Origin of the sequence: Neisseria sp. HMSC064E01 (assembly GCF_001808875.1) — a bacterium.
Lineage (GTDB): Bacteria > Pseudomonadota > Gammaproteobacteria > Burkholderiales > Neisseriaceae > Neisseria > Neisseria sicca_A.
The window spans coordinates 10860-25960 of sequence record NZ_KV794972.1; the positions used below are offsets into that span (position 1 = coordinate 10860).

A 15101-nucleotide genomic window follows, 5' to 3' on the forward strand; every position below is an offset into this window, starting at 1 on the left:
ACTGGTTTAAAGTTAATCCACTATAAATTCAAATTTTGGACAGGCAAAACAAGATTTATGCCGCTTTAAATACGGAAATATTAAGGAACGCCTAATGAAAACCAAACTTTCAGCATTAGATTGGGGTGCCTTGCTTTGCGTTGAATGTATTTGACCGCTATATACGGCAAAAAGGTCGTCTGAAACCTGATTTGGGTTTTCAGACGACCTTTTACTTAGGACTTACAGTTTATTTTGCTGCGGAAGCGCCGGAGTTTGCTGCGGAGGCTGCTGTGGCACTTGCTGCTGAAGCAGTAGAAGCGGCTTCGGCTTTCGCGCCGGCTGCGGCGTTTTCACCCCATGCGGCAGGGTATTTGTAACCTGCGAAGCGTTGGCGCGCGTAGGCTTTAAACTCGTCGGAGTTGTAGGCTTCGGTCACGTCTTTGAGCCATTGGCTGTCTTTGTCGGCGGTTTTGACGGCTGCCCAGTTGACGTAGGCGAAGCTCGGTTCTTGGAACAGGGATTCGGTCAGCTTCATGCCGCTGCTCATGGCGTAGTTGCCGTTAACGACGGCGAAATCAACGTCGGCGCGGCTGCGCGGCAGTTGTGCGGCTTCAAGTTCTACGATTTTGATGTTTTTCAGGTTTTCGGCGATGTCGGCTTTGGAAGCGGTCAGTGGATTAACACCGTCTTTCAGCTTAACCCAGCCCAATTCGTTCAACATCACCAGCGCGCGGGCGAAGTTGGACGGGTCGTTAGGCGCGGAAACGCTGCTGCCGTCTTTGACTTCATCCAGCGATTTCAGTTTGCCCGGATACAGACCCAAAGGCGCGGTCGGCACTTGGAAGACTTCGGTGATGTCTAATTTGTGTTCTTTTTTGAAGTCGTCCAAATAAGGCTTGTGTTGGAAAATGTTGATGTCCAGTTCGCCTTCTGCCAAAGCGAGGTTGGGGCGGACGTAGTCGGTGAATTCGACCAATTTGACGGTATAACCTTTTTTCTCCAGCGCAGGTTTGATTTGGTCTTTGACCATATCGCCGAAGTCGCCGACGGTCGTGCCGAAGACGATTTCTTTTTTGGCGCCATTGTCGGCGGCAGGCGATGCGGCGGATGCGGCAGGTGTGCTGTCTTTTTGACCGCCGCAGGCTGCGAGTACTACGGCGAGCGCGGCGGCGGAAAGGGTTTTGAAGAAGGTGTTTGTCTGCATGTTTTACTCCTGGTAAGTGTTAAGTCGATTTTTCAGACGGCCTCTGCCGTCGGGACAGGTTGAATTTTAAATCCATTTATGGGAAACGGGACGGTTTTTTATCGTGAAGTACAGCCCTTTGACGGAACGGTAACACAGCCAAATCAATCCTGCTTTAAAAGTCAGGGCTGAGATGATTTTAAGCCAATCCAACGAGGTGGCGAACGGAGAAATATCAAAGGCGGTATCGGCACTTTCATACATTTCATCTGTTCCGTCGATTACGGCGTGTCCGTCCATTTCATCATCATAGTCTTCAGCCATCATGGCACTTTCATCCGGCTCGCTGATTTCGCCCATTTCATCGATGTCCATCGTGCCAATTGATCCGTTCATTTCCCCTATGGAAACCATATCGTCAAATGAAAGGATGCCCCAGATGGGGACAGGGGAGGCGATAAGGGACCATATCATAAAGACAACCAATAGCCCGACACACAATAAAATGAAGAAACCCATATCGTTACGCATCATTTTGCTGTTGTGCGCGTTGACGTCGGAGGGCGGGTGTTCTAATTTTTCCAAGATGACGAGTTGGGCAAGAAAGATGCCGATACTCAGCCCTATGTACCATATTTTCGGCATATGGTTCATGGGGCCGATAAAGTACCAAAGGATATTGCCGATATTGACTAAATAAACGGCAATTAGAATTTTTTTGGCGGATTTCATGTTGTATTTTTCACTCAAAAGGTCGTCTGAAAATGCATCAGGTGTATTTTCAGACGACCTTGTTTACGTTTGTGAGGTTTAACGTTTGTCCAATTTCCGCGCCAATGCGTTGCCGGTGCTTTGAATCAGGATAACGAGCAACACGAGGATGGCGACGATGAAGATGATGACTTCGGTTTGATAGCGGTAGTAGCCGTAGCGGATGGCAAGGTCGCCCAAGCCGCCGCCACCTATCATGCCTGCCGCCGCGCTGTATGAGAGCAGGCCGATGGCAAGGACGGTGATGCTGGAAACCATGCCCGCGCGCGCTTCGTTCAAGAGGACTTTGCGGACGATGGCAAGCGGCGATGCGCCCATGGCGGTGGCGGCTTCAATCACGCCTTTGGGGACTTCGCGCAGGTTTTGTTCCACCAGTCGGGCGAAGTAAAACAGACCGGACACGCTCAATACCAGCGAGGCGGCAATCGGGCCGATGGTGCTACCAACGATGGCGCGGGTGGCGGGTATCATGGCAATCATGAGAATGACGAAGGGAAAGGCGCGCATCAGGTTGACTAAGTTGTCGAGCAGGAAATTCACCGGCTTGTTGTAATGCAGCTGGCGGCTGGAAGTCACAAAAAGCAAGACGCCCAGTAGCGTGCCGAAGATGACGGCAAACGTGGTGGAGAGTCCGACCATGACGAAGGTTTCACCTAAGGCGCGGACGATTTCGTCTTTCATGCCGACGATGGTGGAAACGGCTTGTTCGAATGTTAAGTCTGCCATATCAGTCCTCCCGAATCAGTTCGCGCCCGATTTCGGATTGGGCGTGGATTTGGTTGCCGCGTACTTCGACGATTTCCACCACTTTTCCTTTATCCAAGAGGGCGGCGCGGTCGCACAGGCGGCGGATGACGCTCATTTCGTGGGTTACGATGACGATGGTGACGTTGAAGCGTTTATTGATGTCTTCCAAACATTCCAAGACGCTGCGCGTGGTGGCGGGATCGAGGGCGGAAGTCGGTTCGTCGGCGAGGATGACTTGAGGTTTGGGCGCAAGCGCGCGGGCGATGCCGACGCGTTGTTTTTGTCCGCCGGAAAGCTGGGCGGGGTAATGGTCGGCGCGTTCGGTCAAGCCGACGATTTCAAGGCATTCTTTAACGCGTTCTTTGATTTTTTCAGACGACCATCCGGCGATTTCCAAAGGAAAGGCGACATTGTCGGCGACGGTGCGGTTGCTCAAAAGATTGAACTGCTGAAACACCATGCCGATATTCTGCCGCGCCTGACGCAATGTGGCGGCATCAAGCGCGGTCAGCTCTTGTCCGCACACATTGACCTTGCCGCTGTCGGGACGTTCCAACAGGTTAATCAGGCGCAACAGGGTAGACTTGCCCGCGCCGGAATAGCCCATTAGACCGAAGATTTCGCCATCTTGGATTTCGAGGCTGGTCGGCTCGACGGCGGCAAAACGGGTTTTGTCGCGCGTTTGGTAATGTTTGGAAACGTTGTCCAAAATAATCATAAATACTTCCTGATACTTCCGGAAAAAAAGAAGCCCGATGCTGTACACAACGGGCTTGGATATAAAGAAAGGAATAAAAACAGCAGAAAATGAAAATACGCTTTAGCTGTTTATGCCCGCAAGCTGTGTCAAATCGGCAATGTTAACTCAGATACGACTATAATCAAAATCGGTAGCTTTGTCAAGTTTTGATATGATTTGTAATTTTAAAATAATAAATTGTCAGTTTATTTGCCGAAAAGCTCCGCCACCATGCGGGCTTCTTCCTCGGTATACGCCGTGCCGTTGAGCTTCGCGGTCAGGATAAATTCGCCGCTTAATCCTTGTTCGGCGCAGGTTTCGCGCCAGCCTTGCAGCCGTTCTTCGTCGCTGGCTTTACGTTTCAGACGACCTATGGTCTGAGCCGCCTGTTTGGTTTCTTCGTTCATACAATTCCTTAACAAAAGACAAAAGGTCGTCTGAAAATTTTCAGACGACCTTTTGATTATTTGATAACCCGCGCCAGCAAGGCTTTTTCTTTACCCTGCATATTCGGGATTTTGACTTGGATGCCGTTGCCCGGGGCGACTTCGACGGCTGCGCCTTTGCGGGTCATTTGTTCCAGCGTGATGGTTTGGTTGCCTTCGGGATGGATGATTTCCAAGGTGTCGCCGACGGCAAAGCGGTTTTTGACTTCCACCGTTGCCCAGCCTTCGGCGTCGATTTCGGTAACGTGTCCGACGTATTGGCTTTGTTTGGCGGTGGAATGGCCGCTGAGGTAGTTTTGGTAGTCTTGGGTTTGGTGGCGTTCGAGGAAGCCGCTGGTGTAGCCGCGGTTGGCGAGGCCTTCGAGTTCGCTCAACAAGCCGTAGTCGAACGGACGGCCTGCAACGGCATCGTCAATCGCTTTGCGGTAGGACTGGGCGACGCGGGCGACGTAGTAGAGCGACTTGGTGCGGCCTTCGACTTTGAGGCTGTCCACGCCGATTTTGGCGAGTTTTTCAACGACTTCGATGCCGCGCAGGTCTTTGGAATTCATGATGTAGGTGCCGTGTTCGTCTTCCATAATCGGCATCATTTCGCCGGGGCGGTTAGACTCTTCAATCAGGAAAACTTTGTCGGCGTAGGGGTGGCGTTTCTGACCGTTGATGCCTTCGAAGTTTTGGTTGGCTTCTTCTTGGGCTTTTTCAAAGTTGAAACCTGGCAGAAGCTGGGCGTCGCCCGCATCGCTTTCAGTGGCGTTGTGGACTTTGTAATCCCAGCGGCAGGAGTTGGTGCAGGTACCTTGGTTGGGGTCGCGGTGGTTGAAGTAGCCGGACAACAGGCAACGGCCTGAGTAGGCGATGCACAATGCGCCGTGGATGAAGACTTCGAGTTCGATGTCGGGGCATTCTTGGCGGATTTCGGCGATTTCTTCCATGCTCAATTCGCGCGACAGAATAATGCGTTCGACGCCGATGTTCTGCCAAAATTTCACGCCCCAGTAGTTGGTGGTGTTCGCCTGTACGGACAGGTGAATCGGCATTTCCGGCCATTTTTCGCGCACGGTCATAATCAAACCCGGATCCGCCATAATCAGCGCGTCGGGTTTCATGGCAATCAGCGGCTCCATGTCGGCGACGAAGGTTTTGAGCTTGGAATTGTGCGGCAGGGTGTTGACGGTCAAAAAGAATTTTTTGTTGCGCTCGTGCGCTTCTTTAATGCCTTGCTCGAGGACGTCGAGTTTGGCAAATTCGTTGTTGCGGGCGCGCAGGGAATAACGCGGGCTGCCGGCATAAACGGCGTCTGCGCCGTAATCGTAGGCGGCGCGCATACGTTCGAGGCCGCCGGCGGGAAGGAGGAGTTCGGGTGCTTTCATGTTCGTGCTTTATAAAAGGTTTCAGACGACCTTTTAAATCACGGGAAAAGGTCGTCTGAAACGGTGTTTTAAGGATGGGCGGATTATCCGCCTTTTTGTCGGGACGGTCAATTTTGCGGGTGTGTGCGTGGACTGTTTTGCGTTGTTTTTTCAGAAGAAAACAGGTTTCAAAATGGCAACGGGCGGATAGGCGCGACGGATGGGGAAATGTAAAAAAACGGACGGCAACCCGATTAATTTAACAAAAAGGCATTCAAATAATGTATTTTCTTGTAAAATATCGAGTTTCATTTTTCCAATGTTCGGGAATCGGGCGGCTGTCGCAATCCGTTTCCCAGAGTTTTAGACAGGCGGACGAGTATGGATTTTCGGTTTGACATTATTTACGAATACCGCTGGATGTTTTTCTACGGCGCGCTGACGACGCTGGGTTTGACCGTAGTGGCGACGGCGGGCGGCTCCGTATTGGGTCTGCTGCTCGCGCTGGCGCGCTTGATTCATCTGGAAAAGGCGGGTGCGCCCATGCGCGCGCTGGCTTGGGTTTTGCGTAAGGTTTCGCTGCTTTATGTAACGCTGTTCCGTGGTACGCCGCTGTTTGTGCAGATTGTGATTTGGTCTTACGTCTGGTTCCCGTTTTTCGTTCATCCTACTGATGGTTTGCTGATTAACGGCGATCAGGCGGTGGACATCCGACGTTCTTACGGCGCGCTGATTGCCGGTTCGCTTGCCTTGATTGCCAACTCCGGCGCTTATATCTGCGAGATTTTCCGCGCGGGCATCCAGTCCATCGACCGCGGTCAGATGGAAGCGGCACGTTCGCTGGGTCTGACTTATCCGCAGGCGATGCGCTATGTGATTCTTCCGCAGGCATTGCGCCGTATGCTGCCGCCGCTTGCCAGCGAATTTATTACGCTCTTGAAAGACAGTTCGCTCTTGTCCGTCATCGCTGTGGCGGAGCTGGCTTATGTGCAAAGTACGATTAGCGGTCGCTATTCTGTTTATGAAGAACCGCTCTATACCGTCGCGCTGATTTATCTCATGATGACAACTTTCTTGGGCTGGGTGTTCCTGCGCTTGGAAAACCGGTACAACCCGCAGCATCGTTGATTTTCGAATAAGCCGATTGTTTTCGGCTAGGGCAATGTCAAAAGGTCGTCTGAAAACCGATTCGGGTTTTCAGACGACCTTTTAGTTTTTTAGGTCTTACAGACCAAACAAGGAGATGTCGCCTTTGCCTTGGCGGATGAGTTCCGTGCCGTCGGTCATGTCGATGACGGTGGTCGGCTCGGTGCCGCACCAGCCGCCGTCAATGACCAAATCGACGGCGTGTTCGAGGCGGTCGCGGATTTCGTAAGGGTCGGTCAGCGGCTCGTCGTCTTCGGGCAGCATCAGGGTGCAACTGAGTAGCGGCTCGCCCAATTCCTGTAACAGGCTCAAGGCGATGTTGTTGTCGGGAACGCGCAGGCCGATGGTTTTGCGTTTCGGGTGCAGCGTGCGGTTGGGGACTTCTTTGGTCGCTTGCAGGATAAAGGTGTAGCTGCCCGGGGTGGCGGCTTTGAGCTGGCGGAATTGGGCGTTGTCGACTTTGGCATAAGTGCCCAATTCGCTCAAATCGGCGCACATGAGGGTCAGGTGGTGCTTCAAGTCGATTTTGCGGATGGCGAGGATGCGTTCCATCGCGGCTTTGTCGCCGAGTTTGCAGCCGAGCGCGTAGCAGGAGTCGGTGGGGTACACGATGACTCCGCCACTGCGGACGATGTCGGCGGCTTGTTTGATCAGGCGTTCCTGCGGGTTGTCGGGGTGGATGGCGAAGAATTGTGCCATGACGGCTTTCCTTTTGATGGTTTGTGTTGCCGATATTTTAAAACCGATGCTTTGAAATGACAAAAGGTCGTCTGAAAATACGGTTTCGGAACGGAAGCCGCGTTTTCAGACGACCTTGAATTTTGAACACGAATCAGGGTTCGGGACGCAGCCACATCCAGACGGCGACGCAGCCGCAGCCCAATGTGGACGCTGTGCCTATCCACCATTGTTCGGGGAAGCGCCAAAACATGAAGATGCAGGATAGGCTCATCATGCTGATGGCGAAGATTTTGGCTTTGCGCGGGACGGCGCCGTTGTTTTCCCAGTTTTGTATCATGGGGCCGAAATAGCGGTGTTGGTGCAGCCAGCGGTGGAAGCGGGGCGAGGCTTTCGCCCAGCAGGCGGCGGCGAGCAGGACGAAAGGTGTGGTTGGTAGCAATGGCAGGAAAATGCCGATGATACCTAAAAGTAAGGAAACTGCGCCGCAAAAGATGAGTAAGTAGCGAATCATATTGTTGTTTTATTGTCGGTTTTATTCGGATTCTTTAGTTTTGCCGTGATCAAACGGGCAGCGGAGAATATCGAGCTTGTCCCAGCCTTCATGTCCTATTTTTTCGAGTAGGGCGATGTTGCGCTCGAAAATAGCGGAGGCATCGGGAAAGGCTTGTGCGGCTTTGGCGATGCTGTCTTCGCGGATGAGGTGCAGGGTGGGGTAGGGAGAGCGGTTGGTGTAGTTGCCGATGTCGTCTGAATCCGTGCCTTCAAATTGGAAATCGGGATGAAACGGGGCAATTTGGACAATGCCTTCCAAACCGTTGTCCACAACGGCGGCATCGGCGATGTCGAGCATTTGGTTGAAGGTGTCGAAGTCGGGGAATAGGGTCGGGTGGACAAGCAGGGTGGTTTCCAGCTCGTCGGCGGGCGTGTCGCCCAAAAGCTGCAATTCGCGGTCTAGGTCTTCAAGAAAACCGTCCAGATGACGGGCTTGGCTGACGCTGATGCGCACGAGGTTTTTGACGTGTGGTGCTTTGGCGAAGGGGCAGAGGTTGAGCCCGATGACGGCTTTTTCGAGCCATTGGCGGGTGTGGTCGGTTACGGTGGCGGAGTCAGGGGTAGTCATGCGGGAATTTTGGATTTAATTTAATTAAAAATAATTCTCAAGTATAGCATAAAACTTTCTGTTTTCAGGATATCGCCATGAGGATGAAAAAAGGTCGTCTGAAAATGAAAACGCTGAGAAATACAGGGTTTTCATTTTCAGACGACCTTTGTGTTTTGCTTTTAATCGGGGATGAGGTGTCCCAGCGGCAGGGCGGTTGTGTTTTTGATTTCTTTCAACACGAAGCTAGACTGCGCGTCTTGTACGCCGTGGTGGGACAGGAGCGTGTCCAAAACGAAATGGGAAAACGAGTTCATATCGGTAAAAAATGCGTGGAGCAGGTAGTCGGTTTCGCCGGTCAGGGCAAAGCAGCTCAATACTTCGGGCCATTCTTGCACCGATTGCGCAAAGTCTTCGCGCGCATCTTTTGCCTTGCTGATGGAAACGCGGATAAATGCCTGCAAGCCCAGATGGACAGCTGCGGGGGAGAGCAGGGCGGCATACTGGCGGATGATACCCGCGTCTTCCAATTGTTTCAGACGGCGCAGGCAGGGGGAGGGTGAAAGCGCGATTCGCTCGGATAATTCGACATTGGTCAATCTGCCGTTTTCTTGCAGGACTTGTAAGATTTTAAGGTCAGTTTTATCCAAGGTTATCGGTATCATTTAGTTTGCTCCCTGTTGTATAGGTTGAAAATCAGTCGGATTGTGTTCGTTTGAACGCTCAAACCGACCAGTTAGGCAGAGTATATAACAAATAACATTTACTTAACATACAATCAACCAATGAAAAAGTATTTTTGAAAATAATCTGTGTTAAAAAGTATGGATGCAAACAAATTGATTTAATTTCCATCCCCGCAAACAGGCTTTAGTCAATTCGGGCAAAACGAATGGTAGCCATATAAAAGACGGCTTGCCCAAACCGCCTTTTCAAGCCATAATCGGGGCATGTGCAGGAGAGAGCTACATCAGGTTACGCGTAGCCGCCGAAGGCGCAGATGCCCTTAAATCGCTCAGGCAACAGGGACTGCACATTGAAATAAAACATCTGGAGAGTGGTGCAATCGCACCCACCGAAGGGGAGAAGGTCGTCTGAACCACCATTCAGACAACCGCGCAAAGCAGTGAGCAGACTGGTTTGCCATCAAGCGGGTACGGCCGAAAATCTCAGGTTCAAGGACAGATAGGGTCTTCCGCGCTTATGTGCGGACGGCATCTGAACAATAAATCCGGAGAAGCTGAGAATGACTGCCCTGAAAACCACCCCGTTTCACCAAGCCCATCAAGATGCAGGCGCGAAGCTGGTCGATTTTGCCGGCTGGGAGCTGCCCATCCATTATGGTTCGCAAATCGCCGAACACGAAGCCGTGCGCACCAACGCAGGCATGTTCGACGTATCCCATATGCTCGTTACCGACGTCGCCGGAGCGAACGCCAAAGCCTTTTTCCGCAAACTGATCGCCAACGACGTTGCCAAACTCGCTTTCGTCGGCAAAGCCCTTTATTCTGCGCTGCTCAACGACAACGGCGGCGTGATTGACGACTTGATCGTTTACCGTACCAACGAAGCCGAAACCCAATACCGCATCGTGTCCAACGGCGCGACCCGCGAAAAAGACACCGCCCAGTTCCACAAAGTCGGACAAGAATTCGGCGTCGCCTTCAACCCTCGTTACGACCTCGGTATGCTTGCCGTGCAAGGTCCTAAAGCCATCGAAAAACTCCTGACCGTCAAACCCGAATGGGCGGAAGTCGTCCACAACCTCAAACCGTTCCAAGGCGCGGATTTGGGCAACGACTGGTTTGTCGCCCGCACCGGCTACACCGGCGAAGACGGCGTCGAAGTCATCCTGCCCGGCACCGAAGCCGTCGCATTCTTCAAAGCCCTGCAACAAGCCGGCGTACAGCCCTGCGGCCTCGGCGCGCGCGACACCCTGCGTATGGAAGCCGGTATGAACCTCTACGGCAACGATATGGACGACGACACCAGCCCGCTCGAAGCAGGCATGGGTTGGACCGTTGATTTGAAAGACGAAAGCCGCGATTTCGTCGGCAAAGCCGCCTTGTTGGCATTGAAAGAAAAAGGCGTTGCCGTCAAACAAGTCGGTTTGCTGCTCGACAAAGGCGGCATCCTGCGGGCGCATATGGAAGTGTTGACCGACAAAGGCAAAGGCGAAACCACCAGCGGCGTATTCTCACCCAGCCTGAAACAATCCATCGCTATCGCCCGCGTACCGAAAGATTTTGACGGCGATACCGCCAAAGTGCTGATGCGCGGTAAGGAAGTGGACGTGCGCGTATTGAAGCTGCCGTTTGTGCGTAATGGGCAGAAACAGTTTTAAACGTTAGATTAGTTTTTGTAACGAGGACGTAATTTACTGTCCTCTTCGAAAATTATGAATTCAAAATGAAATAGGTAACTTTTATGAGAAAAAGTAAGGTTATAACAATTGCAGCTACATTTTGGGTACTAGTTACGGGGTTTGCTTCTGCTAAAGAGATTTATCCTTTTGATTTGGTGAAAAAACAGCCGTATAAAGCAATTTGGGGACAAGAAGTATGGCGAGAAGTCAGAGATAAAAATGATGATTGGTTGAAAGGGGCGGGGGGTGTTGCTACACCATTAGAACCTGTAATAATTGGTTCACAGAAATACCAACGAGCAACAGTATGTGAACCACATAATTGTTCAGACAATATCATTTATTTTTTAATTAATTCTAGAAAGTTGGTGGGAATTCAGTTTAAACATAATGATAATGGATATTTAAACGTGATACGTTATGGCTCGCGTAGCCGAATAGAAGAAAATTATTTAATAAATTGGTATAAACGAGATCAGCAAAAATTAGAAGCAATGTTGGAAAAACCGTGAAACAATCTGCCTGAGACAGCATGATTCAGACGACCTTCAAACCAAAAAACCAATGGAGAATTAACCATGAGCAACAACATCCCAGCCGAACTGAAATACGTTGCCAGCCACGAATGGCTGCGCCTTGAAGAAGACGGTACCATCACCGTCGGCATTACCCACCACGCGCAAGAGTTATTGGGCGACATCGTGTTCGTCGAGCTGCCCGAAGTCGGCGCAAACCTTGCCGCTGAAGAACAAGCCGGTGTGGTTGAGTCTGTGAAAGCCGCGTCCGACGTGTACGCGCCGATTGCAGGCGAAGTCGTTGCCGTCAACGAAGATTTGCCCAGCGCGCCGGAAACCGCCAACAGCGACCCTTACGGTGCAGGCTGGTTTTTCAAAATCAGACCTGTCAACCCTGCAGACTACGACGGCCTGCTGACTGCCGAGCAATACGCGGGCGAAGTGGATTGATTTTAAAATGGCGCGGCAGGCATTTTGCCGCGTTTTGATTTTGAAAGGTCGTCTGAAACCCCGTTTTAGGTTTTCAGGCGACCTTTGTTTCGCTTGACCGATAAAACATGAATTACTGCGAATTTGTTGCCGCCCTTCCGAACAATACGGACAATCCGAACAAACATTACCACGATAAGCAATACGGTTTTCCGATTTCAGACGACAATGAGTTGTTCGGACGGCTGGTTTTGGAAATCAATCAGGCGGGTTTGAGCTGGACGTTGATGCTGAAGAAACAACAGGCGTTTCGGGCTGCATTTAAAGATTTCGATATTGACACTGTCGCCGCATTCGACGAAGCCGACATCGAACGCCTGCTTGCCGATGCAGGCATCGTCCGCAACCGCCTGAAAATCAATGCCGCCATTTACAACGCCAGGCAAATCAAAAAGTTGCAACAGGAATACGGCTCGTTCAAACACTGGCTCGATGCGCACCATCCGCTCGATAAAGCCGGGTGGGTGAAGCTCTTTAAAAAACATTTCAAATTTGTCGGCGGCGAAATCGTCGGCGAATTTTTAATGAGTACCGGCTACCTGCCCGGCGCGCATATTGAAAGCTGTCCGGTTTATCAAGGAGTTTTAGAATGCCGCCCGAAATGGGCAGAGGTCGTCTGAAAACGGGTTTTGAGACAACTTGCTTTGCCGGTTTCAGAAATATAGTGGATTAAATTTAAATCAGGACAAGCCGACGAAGCCGCAGATAGTACAGATAGAGACCTTTGCAAAATTCCCCAAAATCCAGATAGTACGGAACCATTCACTTGGGTGCTTCAGCACCTTAGAGAATCGTTCTCTTTGAGCTTAAGGCGAGGCAACGCCGTACTGGTTTAAAGTTAATCCACTATAATTATTTTCAGACGACCTTAAGGCAGACTTTGTTCTTAGAAATTCAGCTTTTTCATATTTTCTATGTCATAATCTTTTTAATCACTCCGCAAGATAAATCATTAAACATAAAGAAAACAAAAAATGAACATGTTCAAACCATCCGCTTTAACACTTTTGATGCTATCCACTCTTCTGGCTGCATGTTCCACCATGTCGGACAAAAAACTGCCGCCTGTCGAAGAAATCTTGAAACGTCCGCAGGCGGTAAAGCCACAGGTTGCGGTTGTTCCAACACCTGACGGGCGTAGGGGCGGCGTGTTGCCGGTGTTGTCCGTCATTAATGAAAAAGGCAGGGTTGATGGCGCAGTGTGCCGAGATCAGTCGGCAGGAAAGGCATTGTGCAAAGCTGCATTGGCGCAGAATCGTCCGAAGCGATATGAACCTGCTAAAACTTGCTCTAATCAAACCGATGCAAACGGCGAGGTGCAGAGCGTGTGTCAAAACGTTCCGTCTTATGCGGAACATATTTACTTGCTCTATGGTAAAGACGACAACTATAAAGGCGGTATGTACCGTCAGATGACCTCCATACCCTATCCTCCGTTGTCGCAGGAAAATGGGGAAGAGGGGACGGTTATATTGGGGGCCCTAGTTTCGCCGGAGGGTAAATTGGACAGCGTTAAGGTGGTGAAACGTTCGGGTTCCCACAGGTTGGATAATGCGGCAAGGAAAGGTGTAATGGGAAATATTTTTCTGCCTAGCGTAGAAAACGGAAAACCTGTTTGGTCACAGGTTAACATTCCAATCAGCTTTCGGCTTGAAGATGAAGATGTGCAAAATTAATGCGGCAGCTTCCGTTATACTTTGGAAAGTCAGAAACAAAATATGCTAACACGAAGAAAATTTCTTACTTACACAAGCGTTTTACTGCTTGCAGCTTGCGGCGGTAAATCCGGCAAGAAGCAGACGAAAATTGCCGCAGGCAATACCGTACTTGCTTTGGGTGACTCGTTGACCTACGGCTATGGCGCGAGTCCTGCCGAATCCTATCCTGCGCAACTGCAAAAGCTGACCGGTTGGGACATCATCAATGGCGGCATTTCCGGCGATACCTCCGCACAAGCCCTGTCGCGCCTGCCCGCGCTGTTGCAACGTAAACCCAAGCTCGTGCTTATCAGCATAGGCGGCAACGATTTCCTGCGCAAATTGCCCGAAGCTGAAACCCGTAACAATATTGCCGAAACCATCGAAAGCGTGCAGAAGGAAAATACCCCCGCCATCTTAGTGGGCGTACCGCACCTGAGCGTCGGCGCATTGTTCGGTCATTTGAGCGATCACCCGCTTTATCAGGAGCTTGCCGAACAATACAAAATCCCTTTGTTTGAAGGCGCATGGTCTGAAATTTTGAGTGATGAGAAGTTGAAATCCGACCAAATACACGCCAACGCGGCGGGGTATAGGATATTTGCGGAAAAGTTGGAGAGGTTTTTGCGGGAAGAGGGGTTTTTGTAGGCGTAAAGTAAAAGGCAATTTTACTCGGAATTGTTGTTTTCAGACGACCTTTTAAAAAGAAAAGGGATACGAATCTTGTAGAGAGAGGGATAAGTGTTTAGCGTAAATGCTATTCGCAGAGTTTACGAAGAAAGATTATGGAACATTCACTAGAAAAAGATTTCAATCCTTATCGAAATCACACGCGCTCTAATTTAATATTGGGATTGCCGATTTTTATCATTCAGTTATTGCTGATTTTTTTTCTTTTTCCTATTCAGGGAATAAATATTTCCAGCCTGCTGGCGGATGTGTTTTTCTTTTTGAAATTTGCTTTTCCATTTTCTCTATTGATTTTGGGACTTTTGTTGCTACTTTATTGTATTCCCAGTTATTTTGTTGGTTATACCGCCAAGAAGATGAATTTGAAATGTAATAGTAAAGACAGGATGAAGGCGGCAGGTTTGACGGCATTTTATTATTGGATTTTTTCCTCCTTTCTTCTTCAGATAATGGGGTTGGTGAATTGGAAAAACGTTCCTTTTTCAACATTCGGGCTGTTCAGCCTATATGTGGCTGCCGCAGGGATGATATCTTCCGCCGGACCATCCACCATGCTGCCTAAAATGGAAAAAAACGAGGTTGGAAAACGCTGATGAAATGGTTGAATGTTTTAGGTATTTGGTTGATGGCTATTCCTGAGTTTGTGGCAATTCTTTATGTCGTCGCTTATATTAATGCTTTTCTGAGCGGCAATAGCGGAAATTGCGGGGTCGGTTGTCTCGGGGATTTGGTTGTTTTTTTTGAGATTGCCTTTTTGGGCAGTATTTTAATCAGCTTGATTTGGACAGTGATTTTCCTGAGAAAGTATGATGAACGCGATGAGAACGCTGATTGAAGCTTTTCAGACGACCTTCCTAATGCACGTCGTCTGAAAAACTGAATACCGCTCTTTTCTGCGTTCGTTTCTTACGCGCAAAAAAATACCGGCAAAAGCCGGTATTTTTCAAATTTGGCGCGGCGGACGGGGCTCGAACCCGCGACCCCCGGCGTGACAGGCCGGTACTCTAACCAACTGAGCTACCACCGCGCATCATTGTTTTGCAACAATGAAAGGAAACTTGGTGGGTGATGACGGAGTCGAACCGCCGACATTCTGCTTGTAAGGCAGACGCTCTACCAACTGAGCTAATCACCCGAAAATAAAAAATACCGACAATGTCAGTATTTTTGAAATTTGGCGCGGCGGACGGGGCTCGAACCCG

At 50.2% G+C, this 15101-nt stretch carries 19 protein-coding genes, 2 tRNA genes, 1 pseudogene and 1 riboswitch; of the genes and pseudogenes, 10 read left to right on the forward strand and 12 right to left on the reverse strand.

Going from position 1 to position 15101, the window contains the following annotated elements:
* Positions 1-229: 229 nt before the first annotated feature.
* From HMPREF2572_RS11980 to yegQ, 6 genes are all read right to left on the reverse strand, one after another.
* Positions 230-1186, reverse strand: coding sequence for a MetQ/NlpA family ABC transporter substrate-binding protein (locus tag HMPREF2572_RS11980; RefSeq protein ID WP_070498851.1), 957 nt, complete (start codon positions 1184-1186; stop codon positions 230-232).
* Positions 1187-1252: 66 nt separating this feature from the next.
* Positions 1253-1897 carry a hypothetical protein gene (locus tag HMPREF2572_RS11985; protein WP_070498852.1) on the reverse strand — a complete coding sequence of 215 codons (645 nt, stop codon included), beginning with the start codon at positions 1895-1897 and terminating at the stop codon, positions 1253-1255.
* Positions 1898-1975: 78 nt separating this feature from the next.
* Positions 1976-2662: a methionine ABC transporter permease gene (locus HMPREF2572_RS11990; protein WP_070498853.1), complete on the reverse strand. Its 687-nt coding sequence runs from the start codon at positions 2660-2662 to the stop codon at positions 1976-1978.
* Position 2663: 1 nt separating this feature from the next.
* Entirely contained in the window at positions 2664-3401 is a 738-nt protein-coding gene (locus HMPREF2572_RS11995) for a methionine ABC transporter ATP-binding protein (RefSeq protein ID WP_070498854.1), read from the reverse strand.
* 227 nt (positions 3402-3628) lie between these two features.
* Positions 3629-3829, reverse strand: a complete 201-nt coding sequence (locus tag HMPREF2572_RS12000; protein WP_070498855.1) for a hypothetical protein — start codon at positions 3827-3829, stop codon at positions 3629-3631.
* Between the two features lie 56 nt (positions 3830-3885).
* A complete protein-coding gene (gene yegQ, locus HMPREF2572_RS12005; protein ID WP_070498856.1) occupies positions 3886-5238 on the reverse strand; it encodes a prephenate-dependent tRNA uridine(34) hydroxylase TrhP in 1353 nt (450 codons plus the stop codon).
* Positions 5239-5598: 360 nt separating this feature from the next.
* Between yegQ and HMPREF2572_RS12010 the strand changes: the two genes are divergently transcribed.
* The gene (locus tag HMPREF2572_RS12010; RefSeq protein ID WP_016687302.1) at positions 5599-6345 is read left to right on the forward strand and encodes an amino acid ABC transporter permease; all 747 of its coding nucleotides are present in this window, start codon (positions 5599-5601) and stop codon (positions 6343-6345) included.
* Between the two features lie 96 nt (positions 6346-6441).
* On the opposite strand, the gene HMPREF2572_RS12015 is transcribed toward HMPREF2572_RS12010, so the two are convergent.
* From HMPREF2572_RS12015 to HMPREF2572_RS12030, 4 genes are all read right to left on the reverse strand, one after another.
* Positions 6442-7062: an L-threonylcarbamoyladenylate synthase gene (locus HMPREF2572_RS12015; RefSeq protein ID WP_070498857.1), complete on the reverse strand. Its 621-nt coding sequence runs from the start codon at positions 7060-7062 to the stop codon at positions 6442-6444.
* A gap of 133 nt (positions 7063-7195) precedes the next feature.
* Entirely contained in the window at positions 7196-7555 is a 360-nt protein-coding gene (locus HMPREF2572_RS12020; RefSeq protein ID WP_070498858.1) for a YbaN family protein, read from the reverse strand.
* Between the two features lie 21 nt (positions 7556-7576).
* Entirely contained in the window at positions 7577-8164 is a 588-nt protein-coding gene (locus HMPREF2572_RS12025) for a DUF1415 domain-containing protein (RefSeq protein ID WP_070498859.1), read from the reverse strand.
* Between the two features lie 161 nt (positions 8165-8325).
* Entirely contained in the window at positions 8326-8808 is a 483-nt protein-coding gene (locus tag HMPREF2572_RS12030; protein ID WP_070498860.1) for an Lrp/AsnC family transcriptional regulator, read from the reverse strand.
* Between the two features lie 280 nt (positions 8809-9088).
* Positions 9089-9185, forward strand: a riboswitch (glycine riboswitch).
* Between the two features lie 204 nt (positions 9186-9389).
* On the opposite strand from HMPREF2572_RS12030, the gene gcvT reads away from it, so the two are divergent.
* From gcvT to HMPREF2572_RS12070, 9 genes and pseudogenes are all read left to right on the forward strand, one after another.
* On the forward strand, positions 9390-10487 hold the full coding sequence (gene gcvT, locus HMPREF2572_RS12035; RefSeq protein WP_070498861.1) for a glycine cleavage system aminomethyltransferase GcvT: 1098 nt from the start codon (positions 9390-9392) through the stop codon (positions 10485-10487).
* 83 nt (positions 10488-10570) lie between these two features.
* A complete protein-coding gene (locus HMPREF2572_RS12040) occupies positions 10571-11020 on the forward strand; it encodes an Ivy family c-type lysozyme inhibitor (RefSeq protein ID WP_039404759.1) in 450 nt (149 codons plus the stop codon).
* A 66-nt stretch (positions 11021-11086) separates the two neighbouring features.
* Positions 11087-11473, forward strand: coding sequence for a glycine cleavage system protein GcvH (gcvH, locus tag HMPREF2572_RS12045; protein ID WP_070498862.1), 387 nt, complete (start codon positions 11087-11089; stop codon positions 11471-11473).
* Positions 11474-11580: 107 nt separating this feature from the next.
* Positions 11581-12132, forward strand: a complete 552-nt coding sequence (locus tag HMPREF2572_RS12050; RefSeq protein ID WP_070498863.1) for a DNA-3-methyladenine glycosylase I — start codon at positions 11581-11583, stop codon at positions 12130-12132.
* A gap of 37 nt (positions 12133-12169) precedes the next feature.
* Positions 12170-12460 (forward strand): annotated as a pseudogene (locus HMPREF2572_RS15290) (hypothetical protein); the annotation flags it as partial.
* Between the two features lie 26 nt (positions 12461-12486).
* A complete protein-coding gene (locus HMPREF2572_RS12055; protein ID WP_070498864.1) occupies positions 12487-13188 on the forward strand; it encodes an energy transducer TonB in 702 nt (233 codons plus the stop codon).
* A 42-nt stretch (positions 13189-13230) separates the two neighbouring features.
* Positions 13231-13857, forward strand: a complete 627-nt coding sequence (locus HMPREF2572_RS12060; RefSeq protein WP_070498865.1) for an arylesterase — start codon at positions 13231-13233, stop codon at positions 13855-13857.
* 137 nt (positions 13858-13994) lie between these two features.
* Complete coding sequence (locus tag HMPREF2572_RS12065) at positions 13995-14492, forward strand: hypothetical protein (RefSeq protein WP_070498866.1); 498 nt, start codon at positions 13995-13997, stop codon at positions 14490-14492.
* Positions 14492-14734 (forward strand): sodium:glutamate symporter, encoded by a 243-nt coding sequence (locus HMPREF2572_RS12070; protein WP_070498867.1) that lies wholly within the window; start codon positions 14492-14494, stop codon positions 14732-14734. Before HMPREF2572_RS12065 ends, HMPREF2572_RS12070 begins: the two co-directional genes overlap by 1 nt.
* Before the next feature lie 115 nt (positions 14735-14849).
* On the opposite strand, the gene HMPREF2572_RS12075 is transcribed toward HMPREF2572_RS12070, so the two are convergent.
* Both HMPREF2572_RS12075 and HMPREF2572_RS12080 read right to left on the reverse strand, forming a co-directional pair.
* A tRNA-Asp gene (locus HMPREF2572_RS12075) sits at positions 14850-14926 on the reverse strand.
* Positions 14927-14958: 32 nt separating this feature from the next.
* Positions 14959-15034, reverse strand: a tRNA-Val gene (locus HMPREF2572_RS12080).
* Between the last annotated feature and the right edge of the window lie 67 nt (positions 15035-15101).